Source organism: Flavihumibacter cheonanensis (assembly GCF_022352215.1).
Classification (GTDB): domain Bacteria; phylum Bacteroidota; class Bacteroidia; order Chitinophagales; family Chitinophagaceae; genus Flavihumibacter; species Flavihumibacter cheonanensis.
Genome location: NZ_JAKRWF010000017.1, coordinates 1 through 1,609, shown reverse-complemented (window position 1 = coordinate 1,609; position 1,609 = coordinate 1). Strand labels below are relative to the sequence as shown.

At 41.1% G+C, this 1,609-nt stretch carries 1 protein-coding gene; it reads right to left on the bottom strand.

The genetic code is table 11. The features are described from left to right. Positions 1-457: 457 nt before the first annotated feature. Positions 458-1,408 carry a hypothetical protein gene (locus MD536_RS20935; protein ID WP_239603747.1) on the bottom strand — a complete coding sequence of 317 codons (951 nt, stop codon included), beginning with the start codon at positions 1,406-1,408 and terminating at the stop codon, positions 458-460. Between the last annotated feature and the right edge of the window lie 201 nt (positions 1,409-1,609).

Genomic DNA, 1,609 nt, shown 5'->3' with positions numbered 1-1,609 from the left:
GTTACTTCCCTTACTCCCCCCTTTTTCCAAGAACTACCCGCTTTATTTCTGCAGCGGGGTGCAAAGGTAACAGTGTTTTTTTATTCCCTCCAAATCTTTTTTCAAAAACTTCTCAAGACTCAAAAACCACTGCCCACTCAAAGATCTAATCCCGCTTCCTTTCAACCCCTTTTTCTCATCTGCGGGGCGCAAAGATAAGGGGGCTTATGCTACCCTTCCAAATCTATTTTAAAAAAAAAGAAAATTGTTTTTGGGGAAAATCTGGTAAAGAACTACCCTTTTGCGGGGCTGTAAACTTACGATGCTCTTCCAAATTAACCAAAAGAAAAGCGGATAATTCAGAGAATTATCCGCTTTAAAACGATGTATCCGGGAGTATAATGTTCCTCCGAACAGGTTTTACCAGGATCTACAAAAGGATGCTTAACAGATGTCCTGAAGGCGCTGGTATCTGTCATTAGTACCGCACCAGATATTGTGCAGTTGACTCCGACGACTGGATGAAGATGGATACGGGTTGTCCTTTCTCATTAAACTCGTAAGAAATGTTTGCATTATCGGATCCTTCATCATTGTCACTTTTATAAACAAAGGAGAACGCTTTAACGTGATGTGGGTCAGAAGCTGACAACGTTAAATACCCCCTGTCCTGAAACAGGAAGAAGAAATACATGTCCCGAATGTCCTGTACATAATGATCTTTACCAAGTATCAACTCAAGGAACAAGTCTCTGCGCTCTTCCGGATCAGCAGTCTGGTAAGTCATTGACATGGTAAAGAAATTGCCATTCCCACTCCATCCCATATTAGTCAGTTTGTTTTGTTGATATTGGTAAACAATATCAAATGCGTTTATACCTGGACGCAGGTTTTGCAACACATTGTTATTATAGGTATAGGTATCGATTCGCTCTTTTACCCCGTTGTCCCAGTATTCCCGACGATTAATGGTATGTTTTAATTGAGTTCCACTAGTTTCATAGGAATAGAAACTGGTATCAGTTTCAAACACAAATGAATCAAAATTGGTGATGTATTTAATCCTGTTATTAGCATCACGGACAATTTCACTTGCCTCCAGATCGCCACCGTAATTATTTGTAAATTTAACCAGGTAGCCGGCTGTATTAAACTGATAGGATGCTTTTAGTTCATCATAGGGGTTTGCATTGGTGGTATCATCATAGTATACATTAATACGTCGATTGGCAGTATCATACTGCATTGACCACACTTCCGTGTAATTGTCAGTAAAATGTTTCAAAACAAACTGTTTAGGCAGCTGCCCGAGTAATTCCTCCGGCAGTTCAGTTTCATCCTCTTCAAGGGAGCTAATTTCTTTTTGGCAGGCAGTAAATATAGTAAGCAGAAAGAAGGCGGACATAAGCCGCATGAAGCGAGTACTCATAGTTAAGGTTTATTGTTCTATAAAAATATAAACATACAGTATCAACTGCAAAAAAGCAAGAGAGCCCGGGAAGAGGGAAGCATGGAAGAGGGAGTAAAGGAAGAGGGAGCTCGGGAAGAGGGTAGTTGAACAAAGCAGGCAGCTACGTTGCAACCAGGATGGTGGGTGGTGCTTCGGTTGTGCGTTGCCGTTTCACGTTAC